Source organism: Saccharibacillus sp. JS10 (genome assembly GCF_024436065.1).
Taxonomy (GTDB): domain Bacteria; phylum Bacillota; class Bacilli; order Paenibacillales; family Paenibacillaceae; genus Saccharibacillus.
Window position 1 is genome coordinate 704,708 of record NZ_JANFNS010000002.1, and the last position, 23,654, is coordinate 728,361.

Sequence of the window (23,654 nt, forward strand, 5' to 3'; positions counted from 1 at the left end):
ACCTTCGATTAACGTAAAACCGCCCCGAATGCCAGATTCCTTTCTGGCTTCGGGGCTTTTTGCGCGTATGATCCCCCTTATTCAGATGAGGAGACTAGGAAATGAACATGGCAAACACAAAAGACTTAAAACAAGGAAGCAAAGGTAATTCTTTTTTTGCTAAAGCAGGTAGCGGATTTTGGTTGATCGTACTTGGAGCGGCATTATGGGGCGTTGACCCGCTGTTCCGCATTTTGTTGCTGGAATCGATGACGTCTTCGCAGATTGTACTGCTTGAACACGTGATTATCGGCTTGGTCGTCGCGCCAATTTTGTGGAAAAACCGTGGAGAATTGAAAGGTCTGGGATGGCGCCAAGTCGGCGCATTGTTGTTCTTATCTTGGGGTGGATCAGCGATCGCAACCTTGCTGTTCACGTTAGCTCTTCAACATGCAGGCGGCGCATTTAATACCGTATTGCTGCTGCAAAAACTTCAACCGTTATTTGCGATCGTGTTGGCGCATTTTATGTTAAAAGAATCGTTGCCTCGTCAGTTCGGCCCATTGCTGTTGGTCGCATTGGCAGGTACGTACTTGCTCACATTCGGATTTACGATTCCTGTTGGACACGCCGGCGAATTTATGCAGCTCGGAAGTTTGCTCGCTTTGGGTGCAGCTGCACTTTGGGGCGGATCGACCGTTATGGGACGCTACATGGTAGGCAAGCTCAAATACGAGACGGTAACATCGCTTCGTTTCATTCTGGCATTACCTTTGCTGCTTGCGATTACAGCGAGTGAAGGCGCGGCTTGGGCGCTTCCGGCAGGCGGAATCGCGTTGACATTGGTTGGCGTGAACTTGTTGCTTCAAGCGTTGCTTCCAGGTCTGCTCAGCCTTCTGGCATACTATAAAGGACTGAAAACAACAAAAGCTTCTGTTGCAACACTTGCAGAACTGAGCTTCCCGATGGTTGGGGTATTGGTGAACTGGTTGTATGGCGGTGAAATCATTACTTCGGCACAAATTATCGGCTTTATTCTGATCTGGTCGGTACTGTTCATCATTTCCCGTCAACAAACCCAAGAGATTGGGCCTGGGAAAAAACGTGTTCAACAAGTCGCATACGAGTCGTAAAAGATTTCTTTACCAGTAGAGCGATTGATTCATATTCAGACCTCTTTCCTAGATCATAGGGTAGAGGTCTTTTTCAATCTCAGACTCATCTTTAGTATGTTGTATACATTATGCTATCATGAACATATGAGTAGAGAATCCTAAAAATTAAAGAATAGAAACGGAGCGTAGAACGATGCACGAAGAAGTTTCTTTGCCGCCTAGACAGCCAGATCGAGCTTTCGTTCGGTTAATTTCAGATATTCAATATGCTTCTTTTGCAGATGGCAAAACACTGAGCATGAACTTGCTGTTGCCTTCGACTCCGCAGCCTGCGCCGCTTATTTTGTGGATTGTAGGCGGATCGTGGCTGAGTTGCCATGCAACTCGAAACTTGCCGCAACTGATCTCCTTTGCTGAACAAGGCTATGCGGTCGCGGCTATCGAATACCGTCTAGCACATGAAGGTCGTTTCCCTGCGCAGATTGAAGACGCCAAAAGCGCAATCCGTTTTTTGCGTGCACATGCGGATCAGTACAAAATCGATAGCGATCGAATCGGGGTGTGGGGACATTCTGCGGGCGGACAATTAGCGGCGCTGCTTGGCGTAACAGGTGGATCGCCCGAGTTCGAAACTGCCGACAATTTGCAACAATCGACAAAAGTTCAAGCCGTTGTGGATTTTAGCGGTCCGATCGATATCGAATTGGATTTTCAAAGTGAATATCATATGCCGGTGATGGCGTTGATGCTAGGCGGTACGATTCGGATGAAGCCGGAACTTGCACGCAGTACGAATCCTATTCAATATTTGGATGGACGTGAAGTTCCGCCATTTCTGATCATGCACGGAGATGCCGATACGGTCGTTCCATTGCGTCAAAGTCGTATTTTGCATGAAGCACTGACAGCCGCCGGAGCCTCTTCACAATTTGTCGTTTTAGAAGAAAGCGGTCATTCGACTACGGAACTGCTGACTCGAAGCGATGTGTTGGAGCAAGTTGGTCAATTTTTCGATACCCATCTTAAAAATAAATAAAAAGCAAAGACGCTCGCTTAAGAAATCCAGCGAGCGTCTTTTTGTGCAACAATCCAAGTTAGAACGTCGTAAAGCCAAGTCGCATCTGAATCCGGTACACAATATCTTTGAGCCAAGTGCTTGCTTCCAGATGTTCATCCAGATCTAGCGTATACTCCGCACCGTCGTTGTTCCAAATTTTTTCGAAGTAAGCCCGAACGTTATTTGAAAGCTCGCTATCTTTCGGAGCGCTGACGAACAGTTCGTTTTCCAAATTATAATCTTTCATATTGCGTGGGGTGAAGTTCGTTGAACCGGCTAAAACACTACTTTCTCCTTGAGCACGGTCAATAAAGAGCATTTTCGTATGATATTGTTCTTTGGTCGTGTTGTACCAACGAATCTGAATACCATCCGGAGAATCATTATGAAGCTGAGCCGCTACAGGACGATTTGGAATCCCGATTTTGTCTCGTCCAAAAGCATTTTCATTAGGATCAAGAACCAGACGGATTTCGGCTCCTCGATCTGACGCATCCATTAGAGATTGCAATACATCGTAATCCGCAAGATAAAACATCCCCATCCAGACGGTATCTCCAGACGTTGCTTGATCAAGCTCTGCAATGACGTGCGTATGGACTTTGCCTTCTGTCAGATATTGAATCGCATACTGGGCGTTATCGTCCTGCTCGGTATTCCCCGTATAAACGGGAAGCGTACCTCCACCGGAGAAGTCCAGAATCGCTTGCTCCGCTTTCAGCAAATCTCCGATAATCGGCCCGTTGACTTCAAGAGCGATATTCGAATGGTACGCACTCGCATCGTGAATATTACCGCTGGAGACAATCGCACTTTTTTCGGTGATAAAAGCTTTGCGATGATTGGCTTTAACGTTTAACAATTTCAAATACGAACGTAGCGTAATATCCGGACCGTCGCTTGCCATCAAGTTCGGAATTTTGCCGTTACCCGACTGACCGAACCATTGAATAAATGTGCGCCAAAAAGCAGAGTAGATCGGCGTCGAATCGCGTAATGGATCAGTATCGGTAATCACGACTTTAATTCCTGCTTTTTTCAGACTTTCAAGTAAAGCATTAGAAGACGAACCATAGTTGGTATTGACTTCATCCGTAATAAAGGTAACATCCAGATCCGGCACCGCTTGTTTGCGATCAATTAGCGTTTTGGCAAGTTTGCCGCTGACTTTCGGATATTCTTGCCCTTCGTGCGTGTAGTCATTGAATAAAAAGACATCGATTACGATAAATTGCTCGGCTTCGTTAATCATTTCAATCGTCCGATCAAAAATCTGCCGTTCCTGAGTGAACTTTTCGCCGGTAGTCGGTGAAGTGAGGTCGTACAAAAAATCCACATTATCCGTGCGATAAACAGGGCTTTCGTAAGAAACCCCTTCCGGCAGCGGCTTGTTCATCTGATAGATCAAAACGGCAAGCAGCCATATAATCACCACAATAACAATTCGAAGTATCCATTTTTTTCGGGAACTCCGAGTTTTGTAAGGTTTATTTTTGCGTCCTTTAGAAGACTTAGTGCTATACCCTTGCTTATCCGACGCGCGCATGATTGCGCTACTGCGATGCGTCGTCCATGATTCGTCGCGGTCCATCCATTTCATCCTTTCCTATATCCGGATTGCTTTGTCAGTGACTTTACTCTCTATATAACAACAAGCAAGCATAACTGACGCAATGAAGGGGAAGAATCATGGAAAGATACTTTTACAAGTAGATTGACTCTGTTTTTCAGTTCAAATTTAAGCTAAAATAGAATCAAAAAGACAGGGTGTACCAACGAAGGGAGTCCGCTTTGAACAATTCCTTTGGCTTATTTAAACAAGCTTTTGCGGAGTCGGATATGTATCGTTCCATCTTTGAACATCATCCAGATGCAATCTATGTGATGAACAAAGAAGGTCATTTAATTTATGCAAATCCAGCCACTGAAGTCATTACCGGATATACATTTGAAGAATTACAGACATTGAAACTTCGAGATTTGTCTGCGAATCGTGAAGAAGGTCGAGTTTCATCGTTTGTCCATGCAATGAATACGGAGAACAAACTCACGTTTAAACTTGAAATTGTTAGCCGAGCAGGCAAACAAATCATTCTTTCCATTACACATGTAGCGATCGAGCAAAATGGTGAACGCTTAGGTTTTTATGCCATTGCAACAGATATTACAGAGCAAGAGCAGCAAAGCCGCAAATGGCGAGAGCATGAAAAATTATACCGTTCGTTATTTGATTATAATCCGGCAGGTATTTTATCTTTCGATACAAAAGGACATTGTTTGTCGGTCAATCCTCAAATGGAAGCCATGACTGGTTATTCCGAATCCGAAGTTTCTGCGCAACCGTATTCCGACTTTTTCACTCCAGAATCGTCTTTACTTCTTGAACAGCGTTTCGAGTATGCGTTAAGTGGACATTCCGGCAATTTTGAAGCTCAGATTTTGGCTCAGGATGGCTTGCCGATTGATGTGAATATGACGAGTTTGCCTATTATCGTGGACGGGCAAGTGCTGGGCGTCTATATGATTGCTTTAGATATTACCGATTGGAAAAAGCAAATGCAGCGCAGTCGAGAGCAGACGGATCAATATACCTCTATTTTGAATGCAGTATCCGAAGGTATTTTTGAGATCAATCGAGAAGGTCGCTCCGTATTTATCAACCAAGCGGGAGCGCGTATGCTAGGCTACGAGATCGAAGAATTCCGCAATGTCTATAATCATGACTTGATTCATCATAGTCATTCTGACGGCAGTGTGTATCCGATCGAAGAATGTCCGATTCATCTTTCGATACGAGAAGGCGTCGCTAAGGAAGTAACAGGCGAAGTATTCTGGAGAAAAGACGGAACAAGCTTTTTGGTTCAATATCGGGTGAATCCTTTGTTTGAAGAAGGAGAACCGGCAGGTGCGGTCGTTGTATTCAAAGATATTACAAGCGAAGAAGAAATCATTCGACAAAAAAACGAAGCGCAACGAGCGTTGAGTGCTAAAACACGGTTTTTGAGCTTAATGAGTCACGAAATCCGAACGCCGCTTGGCGGCGTATTAGGTATGGCAGAGCTGATGCAAAGCACAGAGATGACGCCGGATCAACGAGATTATATGGAAGTGCTTCTTCTGAGTGCGCGTGGTCTACAATCGATTGTGGATCGGATCTTGGATTTTAATGCGGCAGAGAGCGGCGTTTTGCATTTTGAGAAGAAAGAATTTGCTGTGCAAAGACTAATCGAAGAAGAAGTCGGTGCTTTTTATACTCAAGCGCAAGCTGCCGAAGTAAACTTGTCATTAAAAATTGCAGAAAACTTCCCTTCAAAATTAATCGGCGATCCAGGGAAACTACGGCAGATTTTGGTCGCTTTGGTCGGTAATGCGATTAAGTTCACACCGAAAGGCGAAATTGAAGTCATCGCAGAATATATGATCCGTCCTCTTCAAGACCTTGAAGGATTGACGCATTACGTATTGAAAGTAGAAATCCGAGATACGGGAATTGGTATTCCAATAGATAAAATCGGGCTGTTGTTCCAACCGTTTTCTCAAATTCAAACTCTAACTTTAGACCGAAGATATGAAGGAACAGGATTAGGGCTTGCGATTTGTAAACGGTGGATTGAGCGGATGGGCGGAGCGATCTGGGCAGAAAGCGAAGAAGGCGTTGGCTCGGTCTTCTCGTTCACATTACCGATGCTAGGCAAAAGATGATTAACAAATAGAGACTTAGATAGATAGCAAAGACCGCCTATTTTCTTGTGTTTAAGAAAAATAAGCGGTCTTTTTTGAATGTGTTAATAAGAGAATGTGCGTAAAGCAATTCTTACACTAGACTTTTTTTCGCATACATCAGACCGATCGTGCCAGGTCCGCAATGTGTGGAGATGACGCAACCTGCCGAAGCCATCAGTACTTCGGTTGCATTCGTTTCTCGAAGAATCGTTTCGCGCATTTGCTGGGCGTCTTCTTCCGCAGCTGCATTTACAACTACAATCGGTCCGTCAATGCGGTCTTTGTTCGCAAGCAAATTTTGGATCATTTTATCAATCGCTTTTTCACGTTTACCGCGAACCTTATAAGCAGGAGTCATTTTACCGTCAATGACTTTAATAATGGGGCGAATACTAAGTAGACTACCGATTAGATTTTGCATACCCGAGCAGCGACCGCCTTTATGCAAGTATTCCAGGGTATCAATCGCAAATTCAGTTTCGACTTCTGGACGCATCTTTTCAAGCTTTTGCATAATGCTGCTTACGTCCATTCCGTTTTCAGCATCGCGAGCAGCTTGAAGCACTTGCACGCCGATCGCCGTTGATAAATTTAACGAATCGAATACGGTAACGGCGCCGGGTTCAAAATCTTCACCAGCAATTCGCGCATTTTGATACGTAGAAGACAATTCGGAAGAAAGACTAATATACAAAATGCGTTCGCCTTTTTCGATAAATGGTGCAAAAGCTTGACTGAAATCGGCAGGCGAAGGCGCAGCGGATTTAGGAAGTTTGCCTTGCTTGGATACTTTCTCAAATAATTGCGAAGGAGTCAGATCAACTCCATCCCGATACGTTTGATCTTCAAATACCACGTATAGGGGAACGATGCCAATGCCGTATCGTTGAATAAGCTCGGCAGGTAGATCGCTTGTACTGTCAGAAAAAATTCGAATAGTAGACATATTCATCTCCTTATCAACGCTTGCAACTCGAAATAAAGCGGGTCGCGTCTGCGTAATTGTTAGGGGCGTAAACATCTTGCGCAGCTAACAGTATATCATGATCTGAAGCAAATCGGCAGACAAAAGGTCGACGCTCTCAAAGCGCCGACCTGATTTGAAAAATTTTATAGACCCGCAGCACCTTGTACGGTAGCGATCACGATAAAGCCGCCGCCGCCGAGCAAGCACAATCCGTTGATCACGGTTCCGATGATTGCGAAAACGCGTTTACGCGTTTTGGACACAATCCCGATGATCCCGAGAATGGTTCCGACAAAATTCAGTAATACTGCGCCGAGGATACTTGCGATTACAACGATCAAGCTTACGCCTAACGCGGTGAGTTGATCTTGCGGAATTGTATTCGGGTCCAAATTAATCGCACCGCCAGCGTCCGCTATTTGAACAACAGCGCCAAACACCGATATGAAAAACACAACGTACAGCACAATGCTGAGTAGACCCAGAACAAACGAAGCAATGCCTACACCAGAATGTTTGAGAGGCACATCCGAGCGGTTACCTCCAGAGAAATCGTCATACGTGCTAAACGGTGGATTCGTGCGGTCATCATACCCTCGATTATCCATTTCGTTGCGATAAGGATCGTTCGATTGATTGTTCCATTCGGTGTCGTTACGAGAAGATTCTTTGCTTAGGTCGGGACCGTTTCGGCGGTCGTCTTTGTTGTCTGATGGGGGAAAACGATTATCCATATGTAAACTCTCCTTTGTTGGGCAATTTGTACTTCCTTGAATTGCCGACTATCTCGCCTAATACGTAAATACAACGGTTGAGGTTTCACTGAAACAGTATAAAACCTTTCTTTTTTAATGTACACCCGAATAAAGGGATCGGATAAAGATGAACAGCTTGTGAACAATCTCGAAAGCTTTGGCTTTTTGTGGTTTTCGTAGAAAGAAGCTTCTATAATAAAAGTCGATTTAGATCCTATTGAATCGCAAACAAATTCTGAATTTAGTAAAAGGAAAGAGGGATCGCGGTGCATCGAAAGATAGCAGTTGTAGCTTGCCTGTTAGCGATGATTGGCGTGGCTTTAGGAGCGTTCGGCAGTCATATTCTCGGCGCAAGGCTTGGAGAAGATGCGTTAAAAACTTTTCAGACAGGTATTCAATATCACTTTATCCATGCGCTTGCGATGTTAATTGCAGCGGTCGGAATCGGCGTTTGGGGAGCTTCTCGTCGTCTGATCTGGGCAGCTTGGTTGTTTTTTGCCGGGATTATTATGTTCTCAGGAAGTTTGTACTTGCTTAGCACAACAGGGCTTAAAATTTTCGGTCCAATTACACCGCTGGGTGGGTTAGCTTTTATTGCAGGATGGATATTGCTTGCCTTATCATTCGGTCGGCAAACAAGTGTCAACCGCTAAAGCTTCTTTCTACGCATGGTTTTTGAAAAGCAGTAAACAAAAAAGACCGATTGAACATGAATTGTTCGGTCGGTCTTTTGCATGATAAGATATATTGCGATAGTCTACAGAACCGGAAGTTACTGACCGGTCAATTCGTCAATTTCGTTCAGCGAAAAACTATAAACTTGCTTTTCATCGACATGATAGACGCTCAACATTTGAGCATTTTCGTCGAAATTTAGAATCCGACAAGGAATACTCAGACGATTGCCGCCCGGTTTATTTACAATTAATCGAACCAAACGATTTTTGGCGATGCTTTCGCGAATATCGTCAGGCGTCAAATACGAGGCAGGTTGCGGAGGTTTAGCTTCTACTTTAGGTGCACTCTCGGCAGCCGCAGCACTTTTAATTTGTAATCCTTTTGCCGAGGAAAGACCCGCTTTAGATTTCTCAACGTAATTCGTTTTGAGATTGGACAACGAATCTTCGATGATTTTGCCGAGTTCGATACCCGAATTCACACGAAGATCGACGACCTTGTCCGAGGCGTTCAGCATAGCCAGAAGGGACTGTAGAGCTTGGGCGTTTGTCGAACCGTCTATTAGAATATCAACATTGAATAAAAATCCAGAACGTTCTTGCGTTGTCTTAGTGTTCATAATTCCCCCGGTCTTTATTATAGAAAATTAAATTTCAGATTATTAAAAAGTGTAATCTGTAATTCATTCATAATAGCATGACTTTTTTCATAATCCTAGTCCTAGAGACTCTAGAACCCCATAAAAAATATCCAGTTTACTGGAATGAAGGGAATAAACGTTCCGCAGATCTTTTTATAGATTCTTTTGTTTGTTTCGACCGATTTTTGTACGGGTAAAAGGTAACTAGAAACGGCGAAACGAAATTGGATTGCCGTACAGGAATGACTTTTTTAATTCTCAATTAAAACTTACACGAAAGCAGGGATTACTCATGGATAAAACAAAAACGGAAGCACAAGCTAAAACAATCGAAGAAATTCTGAACCGTCAGGTTGCGAATTTGAATGTTCTTTACGTTAAAATTCACAACTTCCATTGGTACGTAAAAGGCGAAAACTTTTACACGCTGCATGTGAAGTTTGAAGAACTCTATAATGAAGTGACTGAAAAAATGGACGAAATTGCAGAGCGTATGCTCTCGATCAAAGCTAGCCCAGCAGCTACAATGAAAGAATATCTGGAGATTTCGAGCATTCAAGAAGCCGCAGGCGGCGAAGATCATCGTACCATGGTACAAACGCTGATCGAAGACTTTGCAACCGTAGCTGAAGAAATGCAAGAAGGTCTGGAGCTTGCAGAAGAAGCACATGACCAAGCAACAAGCGATATGTTGATCGCAATGAAACAAGATCTCGAGAAACATATGTGGATGCTTCGTGCATTCCTGGGACACTAAAATTCAATCATGTAAGACTTTGGCAGATGCCAAGTCTACTTAACCCGATCCTTTTGGATCGGGTTTTACTTATTACAGGAGAATTTCCTGTTAAACAAGATGAATTGGATGGTTTAATTTTTAAATATAGGTGGATTCGTTGAACTGCATATTAAATTCAGGTAAAATAAATTGAGTATCGACGATAATCAGTTTATAATCATTACAAGGTTATAATTATTTTGATTAAAACGGTTGGTCAAAAAGAGATTACGGATTCACTATTATATTTCTGGAGGGACGCTGCATATGGCAACTAATTTCGTCATCGAAGGACTCAAAGCGGAAATCGAAGGCAAAGAGATTTTGAAAGGTATCAATTTGGAAATGAAAGGTGGAGAAATCCACGCAATCATGGGTCCAAACGGTACAGGTAAAAGTACATTGGCGTCTGCATTGATGGGACATCCGAAGTATGAAGTAACAGAAGGTTCGGCTTCGCTTAACGGTGAAGACGTATTGGAAATGGGCGTGGACGAACGTGCTCTGGCAGGTCTGTTCCTCGCGATGCAATATCCAAGCGAAATCGCTGGCGTAACGAACTCCGACTTCTTGCGCAGCGCAATCAATGCTCGTCGAGGCGAAGGCAACGAAATTTCGTTGATCAAATTTATTCGTCAAATGGAAAGCAGCATGAAAGGGCTCGAAATGAACCCTGAGTTTGCACACCGTTACCTGAACGAAGGTTTCTCCGGTGGTGAGAAAAAACGTAACGAAATTCTGCAAATGATGATGCTTGATCCGAAAATCGTCATTCTTGACGAAATCGACTCCGGTCTGGATATCGACGCTTTGCGTATCGTAGCGGCAGGCGTGAACGAAATGAGATCCGAAGATCGTGGATTCCTGATCATCACGCACTATCAACGTTTGCTTAACTATATTACTCCCGACTTTGTACACGTTATGATGCAAGGTCGTATCGTAAAATCCGGCGGACCTGAACTTGCAGCACGTCTGGAGCAAGATGGTTACGATTGGATCAAAGAAGAACTCGGCATTACAGACGAGACTGTCGGACAAGAACAAGAAGCTTAATCTAAACTCAAACGGAAGGAGGAACACCAATTATGACACTGCAAACCATTCTTCCGGTACAAGCCGCGCAGATTAAGGAATGGGCGGAAACTCGCGGCGAAGCTGCATGGTTAACCGCACGTCGCCTGGAAGCGTTGGAGTTGGCAGGTTCGTTGGAACTGCCAAAACCGGAAAAAACCAAACTCGACCGTTGGGACTTGAGTGCCTACGGCGCGTTTAAAGCAAGTTCGACTCTCGCATCGAGAGACGACTTACCTGCTGCAACGAAAGAATTCGTCGAAGAAGGAACGCACAACTTGATCGTGCAGCACAACTCCGGCGTCGTATACACGGAGTTGTCCGAAGAACTGCGCGCTAAAGGCGTTATCTTTATGGATTTGGAGACGGCTGCACGCGAACATGAAGTGCTCGTCAAAAAACATCTGGGTACTGCTGTAAAAACAAGCGAACATCAAGTGTCGGCGCTGCATTACGCGGCATGGACAGGCGGCGTTTTCTTGTACGTACCGAAAAACGTTGAGCTTGAAGTGCCGCTGCAAGCGGTATTCTTGACAGACGATGCTTCGGCAACATTCGCTCCGCATATTTTGGTTGTAGCGGATGCAAACAGCCGTGTCACTTACGTAGACAACTACGTATCGACAGATCTGAATGGCAAATTGCTGCATAACGGAGTCGTCGAAGTTATTGCGATGGACGGTGCAAAAGTTCAATATGCAACGGTTCACCAATTCGGCAAAGAAGTAACCGATATTTCGTACCGCCGTGCACTGCTTGGCAACGATGCAGATATCGAATGGATCGTTGGCGAAATGAACGATGGCGATACTATTGCGGATACAGCGACTTCGCTGAACGGTAACGGTACGCATTCCGATGCGAAGATCATCGCAATTGGTTCCGGTTCGCAAAAAATCAACTATACGACGCGTGCCGTTCACTTTGGTAAATCTTCCGAAAGCGATATGTTCACACGTGCTGTAATGCGTGAAGAAGCGCAAGCGATCATCAACGGCATTACGAAGATCGAACACGGAGCGACAAAAGCAAACGGTCAGCAAACAGAAAAAGTATTGATGCTTAGCCCAGGAGCTCGTGGCGATGCGAACCCGATCTTGCTGATCGATGAAGACGACGTTATGGCAGGGCACGCAGCTTCTGTAGGTAAAGTAAACCCAGAGCAAGTGTACTACCTGATGTCACGCGGTATTTCCAAATTGGACGCGGAGCGTCTGATCATCTATGGTTTCTTGGCGCCAATCATTGCGGAAATCCCACTCGAACTGCTGCGTACTCGTTTGCAGCGTATCGTCGAAAGAAAGCTGGGGCAGTAATGAACGCCTCGGTTCGGGAACAATTCCCGATTCTGCAGCAAGAAGTAAATGGGCATCCGCTTGTTTACCTGGATAGCGCTGCGACTTCGCAAAAGCCGCGCGCTGTTATTGATGCGGTACGTCGTTACTATGAATTAGACAACTCGAATGTACACCGTGGTGTGCATACGCTGGGTAGTCGCGCAACCGATGCTTACGAAGGCGCTCGGGAAAAAGTCGCTGCTTTTATCGGCGCAGCTCATCCTGAAGAGATCGTATTCAATCGGGGCACGACAACCGGGCTCAATTTAGTCGCTTCTTCTTACGGCGATGCCAATGTGAATGAAGGCGACGAAATTGTACTTACGCCGATTGAACACCATAGTAATCTGATTCCGTGGCAGCAACTTGCCAAACGAAAAGGTGCAGTTCTTAAATATATCGAACCGAATCCAGATGGAACCATCGATATTGAAGCAGCAGCCAAAGTCATTACCGACAAAACGAAAATCGTGGCAATTGCTTATGTATCCAACGTTATGGGCGTTGTGCATCCGGTGAAAGAAATCGGAGCGCTCGCGCATCGACATGGAGCGGTGATCGTAGTGGACGGTGCACAAAGCACGCCGCATATGAAAGTGGATGTGCAAGATCTGGATTGCGATTTTTACGCACTGTCCGGTCATAAAATGTGTGCGCCAACCGGTATCGGTGCTTTGTATGGCAAAAAAGCGCTGCTTGAAAAGATGGAGCCGGTCGAATTCGGCGGCGAGATGATCGATGATGTCGGTCTTTACGAATCGACATGGAAAGATCTTCCGTGGCGTTTTGAAGGCGGCACGCCGATTATTGCAGGTGCAGTAGGATTAGGCGCAGCTATTGATTTTCTGAATGAACTCGGCATGGATAACGTCGCAGCACATGAGCACAAGCTTGCAATGTATGCCATGCAGCGTATTCAAGAAATCGAAGGTCTGCAAGTCTACGGTCCGCAGCAGCGCAAAGTCGGTATTGTCACATTCAACTTGAATGATGTGCATCCGCACGATGTGGCGACTGTACTTGATTCTTACGGCGTTGCGATCCGTGCCGGTCATCACTGCTGCCAACCGCTGATGCGTTGGTTAGAAGTGAGTTCGACAGCACGCGCAAGCTTTTATCTGTATAATAACGAACAAGACATCGACCGTCTGATCGACGCCTTGATCCGAACAAAGGAGTATTTTGGAGATGCAACTTGACGATCTGTACCGTCGCGTCATTATGGATCACTACAAAAACCCGCGGAATAAAGGCAAGTTCGAAGACGAAGGCGTCACGATCGATCTCAATAATCCGACTTGTGGCGACAAAATTTCGCTTCAACTTCAACTGGAAGACGGAAAAGTCAAAAACGCCCGTTACACAGGCGACGGCTGCTCCATCAGTATGTCTTCCGCGTCCATGATGACCGAAGCGGTCAAAGATAAAACATTACCTGAAGCTCTTGAATTGGCAGAACGTTTTTCTTCTTTGATGAAAGGTGAGTCTGTCGAATTTGAAGAGTACGAAGACATCGAAGCACTGTCGGGAGTCAATAAATTCCCTGCGCGTATCAAATGCGCAACCTTGGCTTGGAACGCTCTGCGCAAAGGTATTGAACGGGAAGCCCACTAACGAAAGGGAGGAATCGACATGGCTAAACAAGCACCAGTTAGCGACGAGTACCAATATGGTTTTCGCGATGAACACGAGTCGATTTACAAAAGCGGTAAAGGCTTAACAAAAGAGATCGTAATCTCGATTTCGAAAATGAAAAACGAACCAGAATGGATGCTGGACTTCCGTCTGAAATCGTTCGAACAATTCCAAAAAATGCCGATGCCTACTTGGGGCGGCGATCTGAGCGAATTGAACTTCGACGATATTCAGTACTACGTAAAACCGTCCGAAGGACAAAGTAAAACGTGGGAAGAAGTACCAAGCGAAATCAAGGAAACGTTCAACAAGCTCGGTATTCCAGAAGCGGAACAAAAGTTCCTCGCAGGTGTATCGGCTCAGTACGAATCCGAAGTCGTTTATCACAATATGCAAAAAGAGTTGGAAGACCAAGGCGTAATCTTTATGGATACCGATACGGCGCTCAGAGAGCACCCGGAAATCTTGAGAGAGCATTTTGCCAAAGTTATTCCACCATCCGATAACAAGTTCGCGGCATTGAACAGTGCGGTATGGTCTGGCGGTAGCTTTATCTATGTACCAAAAGGCGTAAAATGCGAAGTTCCTTTGCAAGCTTACTTCCGAATCAACTCGGAAAACATGGGTCAATTCGAACGTACACTGATCATTGCCGACGAAGGCAGCTTCGTACACTATGTTGAAGGCTGTACAGCTCCGGTATACGGCACCAACTCGCTGCACAGTGCGGTCGTTGAGATCATTGTCAAAAAAGACGCTCGTGTTCGTTATACAACGATCCAAAACTGGTCGTCCAACATCTACAACCTCGTTACAAAACGTGCAGTTGCAGAAGAAAACGCCAATATGGAATGGGTTGACGGTAACATCGGTTCGAAACTGACGATGAAATACCCGGCTGTTGTTCTTAAAGGACGCGGCGCGAAAGGTTCGGTATTGTCGATCGCGGTTGCCGGTAAAGATCAGCATCAGCACGCAGGTGCGAAAATGATCCACTTGGCTCCAGATACGACATCGACGATCATTTCCAAATCGATCAGTAAACATGGCGGCAAAGTAACGTATCAAGGTCTGGCTTCCTTCGGACGCAAAGCGACCGGTGCGAAGTCCAATATCAAATGTGATACGTTGATCTTGGATAACCAATCCACATCGGATACGATTCCGTACAACGAAATCTTAAACGATGATGTGATGCTGGAGCACGAAGCGACAGTATCCAAAGTCTCCGAAGACCAACTCTTCTACTTGATGAGCCGGGGTCTGAGCGAGAACGAAGCCACGCAAATGATCGTTATGGGCTTTATAGAGCCGTTCACGAAAGAACTGCCGATGGAGTATGCGGTCGAAATGAACCGTTTGATCAAGTTCGAAATGGAAGGCTCGATCGGTTAATCCGATTCCTTTTATCTTTTGAATCAACCAAGCGCAAAGAGGTAGCTTTCGGGCTGCCTCTTTTTTCTTAGGTTTTCCCCAGTCTTTAAAAGGGCTAAATTTTACAACTCGCTCTACAACCCGGTTATCTGGTATACTAAACAAGTTGGCATTTTCTTTTAAATTTGTACAACGGGCAGGAATTCGTTTGACGATGCCGAATTAGTTTGGCTACGACATGTACGCATATGGCGCATAAGAATTGTCGCTTTCGTCCAAAGTTGTCTGATGGCGGCTGCCGTCGTTTGGCATTTGACGCGAGAAGAGCCATTTACATACGTGTTTTAAAGAAGGAGGAGTATAAGAAGATGAGTTTCATTTCCGTAATCGCAAAAGAAAAATTTATAACCGTGATGTGCGACAATGGCGCTGCAGCCGGTTCGGAACATACACCGCAGCCGGAAGAGCAAGTTGTCAAAGTAGGAGAACGTGAATTTATTGCAATCGCTGGAGGAGATCGTGAAGCACGTGCTGTCATTGTGAAGCACGTCAAAGATCTGCTGGTCGAAGGTACGCCTTACGACCGTATTTTGGTTATTTTACAAATGACATTGTCTGGTTTTTCGGAAAAAGGAAAATCGATTATGACGGCATTTGGCGGTGTGAACGCGAATGGTGATGTCGAAGTGTGCACCTACGACCACAACAGCCATGCTGAACGTCAATTGAAGCCACGCGGTAGCGAAGTTGCTTATTTCTTCCTTGCAGAAGGCGCAGGCAAATATGGTAATCTCTATGAGCTGCTTCAAAACTTCTGGAAAGAAACAGGCACAGACACGCCAAGTGCCATGATTCAATCGCAAAAGTTGTTGAATCGTTATGTAGCGTCGAAAGACGAAGATGTAAACGCAGCGACGTTCAAGCTGGTGCTGAAGAAATAATAGAAAATAAAAAAACACGTGCTCGCTTTTAAGCGGATACGTGTTTTTTCTGCTGAATGATAGCGAAACTTAAGATTGATTTTCTGGTAATACTTCTTCGATATCCAAATCACGCTCGGTCGCTAGATCAATAAAACGATCGCTCACCCGAATCAGCGGACGGAAAAAGTCGGTGGGATGATTCATCACAATATAACCCACTTCGCCATTCGTAAGCCGAACTTTTTTATTAATGAAGTAAGGCAGCATATTTCGGATAAAGGTATGTGTAGGTTCAGCTGACAATTGTCCAAAGCTCATCGCATACAATTCTTTTAACACATTAATCAGTTCTTGTTTGTCTTGATACACACGATTGCTGGTCATTGCACTATATACATCCGCAACAGCGATAATTCGTGACCACGGGTGCATTTCTTCTTCAGTGATTCCGTAAGGATAACCGGTACCATCTCCGCGTTCGTGATGTTGCAAAGCGGCGGTCGCAGCGACCGTATCACCTAAAGAATTTCGAATGATTTCATATCCGTTTACCGTATGCGTTTTTACAATTTCGTATTCTTCACGCGTGAGTCGGTCCGGTTTATTCAAAATTTCGCTCGGAATCGTCGATTTGCCGATATCGTGCAGATAACCTGCTTGGCAAATTGCTGAAGCTTCGTCATGGGGATGTCCAAGCCAAAGAGCCAAATAATAAGATAGCATACCCACTTGCATAGAATGAACATACGTGTAGTTCGCATCTCGATTCAGCAGTAGCAACAACGCGACCGCATCTTTTTGAGAAGCCAATACATTAAATAGCGGTTGCATCATATCTTCGACCAGTGCACTATCGAAAGTACCGGTTGTCATCGATTCATGAAAAAGAGATTCGAACATGAGAACAGCATCGTCGAAAGTTGATTTGATTTCCGGGAAAAAGTAAGCCGCCGAACGGGGTGTAGAGTTTTCCATATCGTGTTGAACTTCGACATAATCGATACTGTGTTGAACAAGGCGAGCAATTTCTGCGTCGTGTAGAGCCGTGCCTTTGGCAAGAATGTGTACGCCGTGTCGATTAAAAGTATCGGCGAGCAGGCGGGCGCCTGGTTTGAGGTCGGTAACATGAACTTTCAAAAGCATTGTCTCCTTTCTATTTATAACGAACAGATGCTGCGGACAAACGGTGGAGACGTTTAAAGGATTAAAATCTCTATGCCAAAATTCGACAGAGAATGTCTAACTCGTATATCGGCATAAGCACTCCGATTTGTTTGAGCTTATCATGACAAGCAAAATACAATGTTAGCTTTCTCAATATATCATACTCGTTTACGAATTTGGAGTGCAAATCTATAGACAATTTAATCATACACATGCAAAAAAGTCTTATTTTTCTTTAAACTTTTTCTAATTACGATAAGTTTCATATCGATACCATGTGTAACAGTAAGGTCTTATTCTTTTCCAGTGACCTTTGTCATGTTAAAATGCTTGCATAGGCGAAACATCGCCAGGTTGGTAATCGATTTGAATCGAAGTCCGAAGGAGGACGGCTTCAATGGGCTCAACAATAGAAGAAGTCGATACGTTGACTATTCTGCATACCAATGATCTTCACAGTCATTTCGAGCAGATGGGCAAGATTGCTGCTTTTATCGCTGCGGAAAAAGCACAAGGAAAGCCGGTATGCACACTCGACATAGGCGACCATATGGATCGAATGGCGATTGAGACAGAAGGTAGTCTCGGCGCAGCCAATATCAATGTTTTAAATCGGTCTGGATACGACGCGATCACAATTGGTAATAATGAAGGATTGACGTTTACACCCGAGCAGCTTGGAGACGTGTATGCTGAACTAAATTGCCCGGTTGTATGCGGGAATATTCAGATGGCGGATGGTTCGATTCCAACATGGTTACAAACTCATGCTGTCGTGGAATCCGGAGACTTTAAGATCGGCATATTAGGTCTTACCGCACCTTTTGCTGATTTTTATCGGTTGCTTGGCGTACATGTGCTTGATCCTTTTGCGCATCTTCAGGAGCAGGTCAATGAATTGCGTCAGCAAGTCGATGTCGTTGTGCTTCTTTCTCATCTAGGTCTTCCGTCGGATGAACGTATTGCCGGGATGGTCGAAGGCATTGATTTGATTCTAGGTGGGCATACGCATCACTTATTAACAGAACCGATCTGGATTGAACGAACACTGGTATGTGCGGCAGGTAAATTTGGACGGCATATCGGGAAAATTCATATTGAACGGAATCGAAATTCGAAAATATGTACAGTCGTTCATGCAGAATTAGTTGAACTGAATGAGTCTGCTTTTTCTGATCCTGAGCTTGACCGCGTTATTGCAATCCATCATGAAGAAGCGTTGCAGAATTTGAAGCGTATAGCAGCGGTGTCTGAGCGAGAACTTGATGTCGATTACGAAAAAGAATCAGAGCTAGGCAATCTGCTTGCCCAGTCGGTTCGACATTTTGCGGGCGGCGAATTTTCGCTGGTGAATTCCGGTCAAGTACTCGGTTCGCTCCCTCCGGGAGAGATTACCGAAGGAATGCTCCATGCGTTATGCCCATCACCGATCAATCCGTGTGTCGTCACTTTGCAAGGTCGGGATATTCTGCGAAGTTTGGAGCAATCTTTGTTACCGGAATATACCGAAAAAAAGCTGACGGGATTCGGATTTAGAGGAGAGCGGTTAGGCGGATTATGTACCGATGGTCTATCCGTACTTTACGACCTAGAAGCTCCACCTTATTCACGAATCATCGAAGCTCGTACATCAGATCGAGTGATCGAGCCGGACGAGTCGTACCGAGTTGGCACGCTGGATATGTTTACATTCGGTGCAGGATACGAAACGCTCAGTCGTGGAACAGACAAATCGTTTATATTGCCTGAGTTTTTGCGCGATTTATTGCGATTAGAGTTAGGGCGTCCAGGTGCGGTGAGCGAAGCGTCAGCACTCCGATGGACACAAGTATAAGATAAAAAAATATCAACAGCCCTCGTTACCGCAATCTGCTACGCTTTGTAGCGGACACGAATGGTAAAATGAGTAGGCTTAAATGGAGTGGAAGTTTGTGCGCCTGTTGTCGACCAGAAAAGTACAGCCTGGCATGAAGCTGGGAAAACGGATTTATAACGAAGAAGGGTTAACGCTGTTGGCTGAAGGTGCGGAATTGACAGCTTCGATTCTTCGCAGATTAGAACATTTAAAAGTCGACATGTTGTATATTCAAGATGAGTTGACCGACGACATCGTATTGCCGGAGATGATTTCTGAAGAGACAAGGCGCCAGGCGGTAAAACAAATTCGTACCGTTTATCGAAGTATGATGAACGATCGAGTAGGGAAGATGTCGTATCCGCATCTGGGGTACAGTTTTCGCAAAATGACCGAAGACATTTTGAATGATCTAGGGTCAAGAGAAGACGTATTGATTATGCTAGGAGATATTCATACGACGGATCATTATTTATATGCTCATTCGTTTAATGTATGTCTGTATACATTGACCTTGGGCATGGCAGCTGGATATTCTCGCGAAGAGTTATTTACACTCGGGATGGGTTCTTTGCTGCATGATATCGGAAAGACTCAGATCGCTCCTGAAGTCTTGATGAAGCCGGGAAGATTGACCGATGATGAATTTACCGAAATGAAACGTCATACCGAACTAGGGTATGCGATGTTGAAAGACGAACCGTTTGTCCCGTTACTTGCCGCACATTGCGCTTTTCAACATCATGAACGTTTGGACGGGAGCGGTTATCCGCGCGGTATCCGCGATCAAGAAATTCATGATTACGCCAAATGGATCGCGATTACCGACTCGTATGATGCGATGACGACGAACCGGGTCTACCGACGAGGAATGTTACCTCATGAAGCGGTCGATATTTTGTATGGCGGATCAGGTACCCAATATGATCAGCGCAAGCTCGAAGTGTTCCGCGACAAAGTCGCATTGTATCCAGTGGGCCTTACCGTTAAGCTTAGTACAGGCGAGACCGGGGTCGTGACAAGCGTTCCGCCGAAAACGCCAAATCGTCCTATTGTTCGGATCTTTGAAGGCAGTGAAGGTCAAAGTGTGCAACCTTACGAACTGGATCTATCCCTTCATTTATCCACAATGGTTCAAAAAATTGCCGACTGATGATCAATAAAACGGTTATATAAAGAAAAGTAGGTTCTCTAGTTAAACGCTTCTAACATGACTTATGTAGGGGTTCGAAATCAGTTTTTTACTTATAAAGGTGGTCAACATGACAGTATTTAATAACAGTGGTCGTCAAATTCGCGATTTATCTCCAGAGTATGATCCGTGGGATCCGATTCGTTCGCTCCGTGAGCACGGACGACATCGCTTAACGAGCGTGGAAATGACGGTCACAAACTTATGTAATATGCGCTGCGAACATTGTGCGGTAGGCGATACATTGGTGATGAACGAGCCGGATATGATTCCGCTCGATCTGATGCTTCGCCGTTTGGACGAAGTGGAACATTTGGAGACGATTAGCATTACCGGAGGTGAGCCTTCTTTCCGCCGCCAGACTGTCGACAATGTGATTGTGCCGCTGCTTCGTTACGCCAAAGAGCGTGGGATTCGTTCGCAGATCAATTCCAATCTGACGTTGGATTTGGAGCGTTACGAAAAACTGCTGCCGTATTTGGACGTGATGCACATTTCGTTCAACTACACAGGACCGGAAAGTTTCCATGAGACCGGATTTGCTAACAGCGGGCATCCTGTTCCGTTTGCTGCGGCTGAGAAGATGTACAACCGCATGATCGACAATGCCAAAAGTCTAAGTCAATCCGGAATGTTAATTTCAGCAGAAACGATGATTAACTTCCGTACCCACAAACATTTGCCGCAAATGCACCAAGCGATTCTCGATATGGGTTGTCGTCGTCATGAAGTGCATCCGATGTATCCGTCGGCTTTTGCAGCGAATCTTCCGGTATTGTCGCTAGATGAAATGCGAATTGCGATTCATGATCTATTGGATCATCGTAATGAAGATGTATGGATGCTGTTCGGAACATTACCGATCTTTGCTTGCGGAAGCAGTGATGAAGAGCGTGAATTGTTACGTCGTCTGTACAGCGCCAAAAACGTTACCGTACGTAACGATCCAGACGGACGTAACCGCGTTAACGTGAATATGTTTACGGGCGAAGTGTTCGTGACTGACTTTGCAGCAATTCCATCTTTCGGAAGCGTATATAAAGACAATCTGGACGATATTTTCGAAGAATGGACAACGCGCCATCCGCTCAATCGTACGGTCAATTGTCATTGCGATGCGGCAGGTTGCTGTGGACCGAACCTACTGGTAGCTGATATGTATTACAAAGGAGTCGATTTCAAATCACGCCGCGCTATTTTGGATTAAGCGGTATAGATTTGAAGAAAAGAGGAGATTTCATTGGAAGAGCACATAGAGTTTGGTAGGTTAGCTTTTAATCTGTTTTTAGTTTTATTGTTGGTATTATTAAACGGCGTATTCGTTGCAGCAGAATTTTCGCTCGTTAAAGTTCGTCATTCTCGTTTGACGCAGCTTGAGAGCGAAGGTAACCGCTTTGCGCCTTATGCGCTGAAAGTTGCGAACCGTCTGGACGCGTACTTATCGGCAACGCAGCTTGGGATTACGTTAACCTCGCTGGGACTTGGTTGGTTGGGCGAACCTGCGGTATCTGAGTTGTTGGTTCAGCCGTTGATGTATCAGTTGGGATTTAGCGATCCGACGCTGATCACAGGAATTTCGGTCGCGCTCGGCTTTGCGATTATTACATTTTTGCATATTGTGTTGGGTGAACTGGCTCCAAAATCGCTGGCGATTCAGAAGTCCGAAGGCACTTCGCTGGCTCTAGCTGGGCCGCTTCTTGTATTCTATTATGTGTTTTTGCCGGTTATTTGGTTACTGAACCATGCGGCTAATGCTTTTCTGCGTATTTTCGGGATTCAACCTGCCGGAGAAGGCGATGTGGCGCACTCGGAAGAAGAAATTCGTATTTTGATGAATCAAAGTGCGAAAAGCGGTGCAATCGACTTGGAAGAAGTCAAATTGATGGACAATATTTTCGACTTTTCCGATATGCTGGCGCGCGAAGTGATGCTGCCGCGAACCGATATGGACTGTCTGTACGTCAATTTGCCTTTAAAAGAAAATATGAAGATCATTCGAGAAACGCGCCATTCGCGTTATCCGGTTGCGATTGAAGATAAAGACCAAATTATTGGTTTTGTGCATATCACGGATGTGCTGCTGTGGCCGCAAGGCACAGAGCCGAATTTGCGTAAATTGGTACGTCCGATCTTGAATGTACCGGAATCGATGGAGATCAGCCACGTGCTTCGTTTGATGCAGCAAAAAAGAGCGCAGTTGACCCTCGTTGTCGATGAGTACGGCGGAACCGCAGGGTTGCTGACAGCAGAAGAGATTTTGGAAGAAATCGTTGGCGATTTGTATGACGAGTTTGAAAACGAACGACCGGAAGTCGAAGTGATCGGCGATGTCGTGTCGGTCGAAGGTCGGTTGTTGATTGAAGACGTGAATGATTTGACCGGAGCCGGGATCGATGACGAAGAAGTCGATTCGATCGGCGGCTGGATGTTTAAGGAGCTTGAAGGCAATCCGTTACCGGGGCAGATCGTAGAGTTTGGTCGTTTCCGATTCGAAGTTGCCGAAGCAGAGCGGTTACGCATCACTCGGGTGCATATTCACAAACCGCATGAAGAAAGCGAAGAAGATGAAGAAAACGGAACAAACAAAGACGAAAATGAGCAAAGCGACGAGTAATCAGGTATAGGGCTTTGACGAGAGGGTGAAGTGAACGATGCAGACAGCAACCGGTTTACAAAAACCAGAAGCAATGATCTTCGATATGGACGGTACATTGTTCCAGACTGAAACGATTTTGCTTCCGGCTTATCATCAGATGTTCGATATTTTGAGAGCAGAAGGTCTACATGAAGGAGAAACGCCGCCAGAAAGTTTGATTTTAGGCGGTCTCGGCATGCTACTTGAAGATATTTGGAAGCTTGTGATTCCGAATGCTGACGAAAAGGTTCATAATCGCGCCAATGAATTGCTGCTTGAATTACAACTTGAAGTGTTAAAAAGCGGCGAACCGCTGCTCTATCCGGATGTAAAACGTACCCTTGAGCAACTTCGTGATCGCGGAGTACGACTATTTGTCGCAAGTAACGGTCTTGAAGGGTATGTTAAAGGGGTGTCTGCGCAGCTTGGCTTGGAAGAGTTGTTCGAATCGCAATATAGCGCCGGAGAATACCAGACCGCAACCAAAGTATTGCTCGTCGAAAAATTGCTTGAGACGCATAATGTCAAAAGCGCATGGATGGTTGGCGATCGCTCGTCCGACGTGCAAGCCGGTCGCGGCAATGGGCTTGGCGTTATTGGCTGCGCGTATGCCGAATTTGGCGCGAATCAAGAATTAGAAGATGCGGATGTGTTGATTGCAGACTTCAATCAATTAATTGATCTGTATGATCAAGCCCCTTCTGCTTAAGAACTTTCATTTTTCAACGAATCCAAAAAAGATACGGGTCTAACCCGAAAAAAGGAGAACGACA

21 protein-coding genes are annotated in these 23,654 nt (G+C 45.2%); 16 read left to right on the forward strand and 5 right to left on the reverse strand.

The annotated features are described in order from the left end of the window. The first annotated feature begins 101 nt into the window (after positions 1-101). Entirely contained in the window at positions 102-1,112 is a 1,011-nt protein-coding gene (locus NOM90_RS08555; RefSeq protein ID WP_255941336.1) for a DMT family transporter, read from the forward strand. 175 nt (positions 1,113-1,287) lie between these two features. Then, positions 1,288-2,130: an alpha/beta hydrolase gene (locus NOM90_RS08560; protein WP_255941337.1), complete on the forward strand. Its 843-nt coding sequence runs from the start codon at positions 1,288-1,290 to the stop codon at positions 2,128-2,130. Positions 2,131-2,188: 58 nt separating this feature from the next. On the opposite strand, the gene NOM90_RS08565 is transcribed toward NOM90_RS08560, so the two are convergent. After that, the gene (locus NOM90_RS08565; protein ID WP_370866592.1) at positions 2,189-3,697 is read right to left on the reverse strand and encodes a phospholipase D family protein; all 1,509 of its coding nucleotides are present in this window, start codon (positions 3,695-3,697) and stop codon (positions 2,189-2,191) included. A gap of 245 nt (positions 3,698-3,942) precedes the next feature. Between NOM90_RS08565 and NOM90_RS08570 the strand changes: the two genes are divergently transcribed. Next, on the forward strand, positions 3,943-5,853 hold the full coding sequence (locus tag NOM90_RS08570; RefSeq protein WP_255941338.1) for a PAS domain-containing protein: 1,911 nt from the start codon (positions 3,943-3,945) through the stop codon (positions 5,851-5,853). Positions 5,854-5,965: 112 nt separating this feature from the next. On the opposite strand, the gene NOM90_RS08575 is transcribed toward NOM90_RS08570, so the two are convergent. Beyond that, on the reverse strand, positions 5,966-6,820 hold the full coding sequence (locus NOM90_RS08575; protein ID WP_255941339.1) for a DegV family protein: 855 nt from the start codon (positions 6,818-6,820) through the stop codon (positions 5,966-5,968). 164 nt (positions 6,821-6,984) lie between these two features. Then, positions 6,985-7,575: a hypothetical protein gene (locus tag NOM90_RS08580; RefSeq protein WP_255941340.1), complete on the reverse strand. Its 591-nt coding sequence runs from the start codon at positions 7,573-7,575 to the stop codon at positions 6,985-6,987. Between the two features lie 287 nt (positions 7,576-7,862). Here NOM90_RS08580 and NOM90_RS08585 point away from each other — a divergent pair, with 287 nt between their 5' ends. Next, positions 7,863-8,249 carry a DUF423 domain-containing protein gene (locus NOM90_RS08585; protein ID WP_255941341.1) on the forward strand — a complete coding sequence of 129 codons (387 nt, stop codon included), beginning with the start codon at positions 7,863-7,865 and terminating at the stop codon, positions 8,247-8,249. A 119-nt stretch (positions 8,250-8,368) separates the two neighbouring features. Here NOM90_RS08585 and NOM90_RS08590 read toward each other — a convergent pair whose 3' ends face one another. Continuing rightward, positions 8,369-8,893 carry a hypothetical protein gene (locus NOM90_RS08590; protein ID WP_255941342.1) on the reverse strand — a complete coding sequence of 175 codons (525 nt, stop codon included), beginning with the start codon at positions 8,891-8,893 and terminating at the stop codon, positions 8,369-8,371. 313 nt (positions 8,894-9,206) lie between these two features. On the opposite strand from NOM90_RS08590, the gene NOM90_RS08595 reads away from it, so the two are divergent. The 7 genes from NOM90_RS08595 to NOM90_RS08625 all read left to right on the forward strand — a co-directional run bounded on the left by NOM90_RS08595 (position 9,207) and on the right by NOM90_RS08625 (position 16,053). Next, on the forward strand, positions 9,207-9,671 hold the full coding sequence (locus NOM90_RS08595; protein WP_255941343.1) for a Dps family protein: 465 nt from the start codon (positions 9,207-9,209) through the stop codon (positions 9,669-9,671). A 288-nt stretch (positions 9,672-9,959) separates the two neighbouring features. Beyond that, positions 9,960-10,748, forward strand: coding sequence for a Fe-S cluster assembly ATPase SufC (gene sufC, locus NOM90_RS08600; RefSeq protein WP_255941344.1), 789 nt, complete (start codon positions 9,960-9,962; stop codon positions 10,746-10,748). Between the two features lie 32 nt (positions 10,749-10,780). Then, positions 10,781-12,082, forward strand: a complete 1,302-nt coding sequence (gene sufD / locus NOM90_RS08605; RefSeq protein ID WP_255941345.1) for a Fe-S cluster assembly protein SufD — start codon at positions 10,781-10,783, stop codon at positions 12,080-12,082. Then, positions 12,082-13,302 (forward strand): cysteine desulfurase, encoded by a 1,221-nt coding sequence (locus NOM90_RS08610; protein WP_255941346.1) that lies wholly within the window; start codon positions 12,082-12,084, stop codon positions 13,300-13,302. Before sufD ends, NOM90_RS08610 begins: the two co-directional genes overlap by 1 nt. Then, positions 13,292-13,717: a Fe-S cluster assembly sulfur transfer protein SufU gene (gene sufU / locus NOM90_RS08615; protein ID WP_255941347.1), complete on the forward strand. Its 426-nt coding sequence runs from the start codon at positions 13,292-13,294 to the stop codon at positions 13,715-13,717. The genes NOM90_RS08610 and sufU overlap by 11 nt, the downstream gene beginning before the upstream one ends. Positions 13,718-13,735: 18 nt before the next feature. Then, a complete protein-coding gene (sufB, locus tag NOM90_RS08620; RefSeq protein ID WP_255941348.1) occupies positions 13,736-15,133 on the forward strand; it encodes a Fe-S cluster assembly protein SufB in 1,398 nt (465 codons plus the stop codon). A gap of 347 nt (positions 15,134-15,480) precedes the next feature. After that, positions 15,481-16,053: a hypothetical protein gene (locus tag NOM90_RS08625; protein ID WP_255941349.1), complete on the forward strand. Its 573-nt coding sequence runs from the start codon at positions 15,481-15,483 to the stop codon at positions 16,051-16,053. 69 nt (positions 16,054-16,122) lie between these two features. Here the strand turns inward: NOM90_RS08625 and NOM90_RS08630 are convergent, their stop codons facing one another. Then, positions 16,123-17,172 (reverse strand): HD-GYP domain-containing protein, encoded by a 1,050-nt coding sequence (locus NOM90_RS08630; RefSeq protein WP_255941350.1) that lies wholly within the window; start codon positions 17,170-17,172, stop codon positions 16,123-16,125. A 424-nt stretch (positions 17,173-17,596) separates the two neighbouring features. On the opposite strand from NOM90_RS08630, the gene NOM90_RS08635 reads away from it, so the two are divergent. The 5 genes from NOM90_RS08635 (at position 17,597) to NOM90_RS08655 (ending at position 23,590) form a co-directional block, all read left to right on the forward strand. After that, the gene (locus NOM90_RS08635) at positions 17,597-19,033 is read left to right on the forward strand and encodes a bifunctional metallophosphatase/5'-nucleotidase (protein WP_255941351.1); all 1,437 of its coding nucleotides are present in this window, start codon (positions 17,597-17,599) and stop codon (positions 19,031-19,033) included. A gap of 82 nt (positions 19,034-19,115) precedes the next feature. Continuing rightward, a complete protein-coding gene (locus NOM90_RS08640) occupies positions 19,116-20,207 on the forward strand; it encodes an HD-GYP domain-containing protein (RefSeq protein ID WP_255941352.1) in 1,092 nt (363 codons plus the stop codon). A 109-nt stretch (positions 20,208-20,316) separates the two neighbouring features. Then, the gene (gene yfkAB / locus NOM90_RS08645) at positions 20,317-21,453 is read left to right on the forward strand and encodes a radical SAM/CxCxxxxC motif protein YfkAB (protein ID WP_255941353.1); all 1,137 of its coding nucleotides are present in this window, start codon (positions 20,317-20,319) and stop codon (positions 21,451-21,453) included. 33 nt (positions 21,454-21,486) lie between these two features. Then, entirely contained in the window at positions 21,487-22,860 is a 1,374-nt protein-coding gene (locus NOM90_RS08650) for a hemolysin family protein (RefSeq protein ID WP_255941354.1), read from the forward strand. Between the two features lie 37 nt (positions 22,861-22,897). Further along, complete coding sequence (locus NOM90_RS08655) at positions 22,898-23,590, forward strand: HAD family hydrolase (protein WP_255941355.1); 693 nt, start codon at positions 22,898-22,900, stop codon at positions 23,588-23,590. Positions 23,591-23,654: the final 64 nt, after the last annotated feature.

What these genes read in the sequence shown, in the direction of transcription:
- NOM90_RS08555 (WP_255941336.1), top strand. Translation starts at nt 102, where the DNA reads ATGAACATGGCAAACACAAAAGACTTAAAACAAGGAAGCAAAGGTAAT.
- NOM90_RS08560 (WP_255941337.1), top strand. Translation starts at nt 1,288, where the DNA reads ATGCACGAAGAAGTTTCTTTGCCGCCTAGACAGCCAGATCGAGCTTTC.
- NOM90_RS08565 (WP_370866592.1), bottom strand. Translation starts at nt 3,697, where the DNA reads ATGCGCGCGTCGGATAAGCAAGGGTATAGCACTAAGTCTTCTAAAGGA.
- NOM90_RS08575 (WP_255941339.1), bottom strand. Translation starts at nt 6,820, where the DNA reads ATGTCTACTATTCGAATTTTTTCTGACAGTACAAGCGATCTACCTGCC.
- NOM90_RS08580 (WP_255941340.1), bottom strand. Translation starts at nt 7,575, where the DNA reads ATGGATAATCGTTTTCCCCCATCAGACAACAAAGACGACCGCCGAAAC.
- NOM90_RS08590 (WP_255941342.1), bottom strand. Translation starts at nt 8,893, where the DNA reads ATGAACACTAAGACAACGCAAGAACGTTCTGGATTTTTATTCAATGTT.
- NOM90_RS08595 (WP_255941343.1), top strand. Translation starts at nt 9,207, where the DNA reads ATGGATAAAACAAAAACGGAAGCACAAGCTAAAACAATCGAAGAAATT.
- sufC (WP_255941344.1), top strand. Translation starts at nt 9,960, where the DNA reads ATGGCAACTAATTTCGTCATCGAAGGACTCAAAGCGGAAATCGAAGGC.
- sufD (WP_255941345.1), top strand. Translation starts at nt 10,781, where the DNA reads ATGACACTGCAAACCATTCTTCCGGTACAAGCCGCGCAGATTAAGGAA.
- NOM90_RS08610 (WP_255941346.1), top strand. Translation starts at nt 12,082, where the DNA reads ATGAACGCCTCGGTTCGGGAACAATTCCCGATTCTGCAGCAAGAAGTA.
- sufU (WP_255941347.1), top strand. Translation starts at nt 13,292, where the DNA reads ATGCAACTTGACGATCTGTACCGTCGCGTCATTATGGATCACTACAAA.
- sufB (WP_255941348.1), top strand. Translation starts at nt 13,736, where the DNA reads ATGGCTAAACAAGCACCAGTTAGCGACGAGTACCAATATGGTTTTCGC.
- NOM90_RS08625 (WP_255941349.1), top strand. Translation starts at nt 15,481, where the DNA reads ATGAGTTTCATTTCCGTAATCGCAAAAGAAAAATTTATAACCGTGATG.
- NOM90_RS08635 (WP_255941351.1), top strand. Translation starts at nt 17,597, where the DNA reads ATGGGCTCAACAATAGAAGAAGTCGATACGTTGACTATTCTGCATACC.
- NOM90_RS08640 (WP_255941352.1), top strand. Translation starts at nt 19,116, where the DNA reads ATGGAGTGGAAGTTTGTGCGCCTGTTGTCGACCAGAAAAGTACAGCCT.
- yfkAB (WP_255941353.1), top strand. Translation starts at nt 20,317, where the DNA reads ATGACAGTATTTAATAACAGTGGTCGTCAAATTCGCGATTTATCTCCA.
- NOM90_RS08655 (WP_255941355.1), top strand. Translation starts at nt 22,898, where the DNA reads ATGCAGACAGCAACCGGTTTACAAAAACCAGAAGCAATGATCTTCGAT.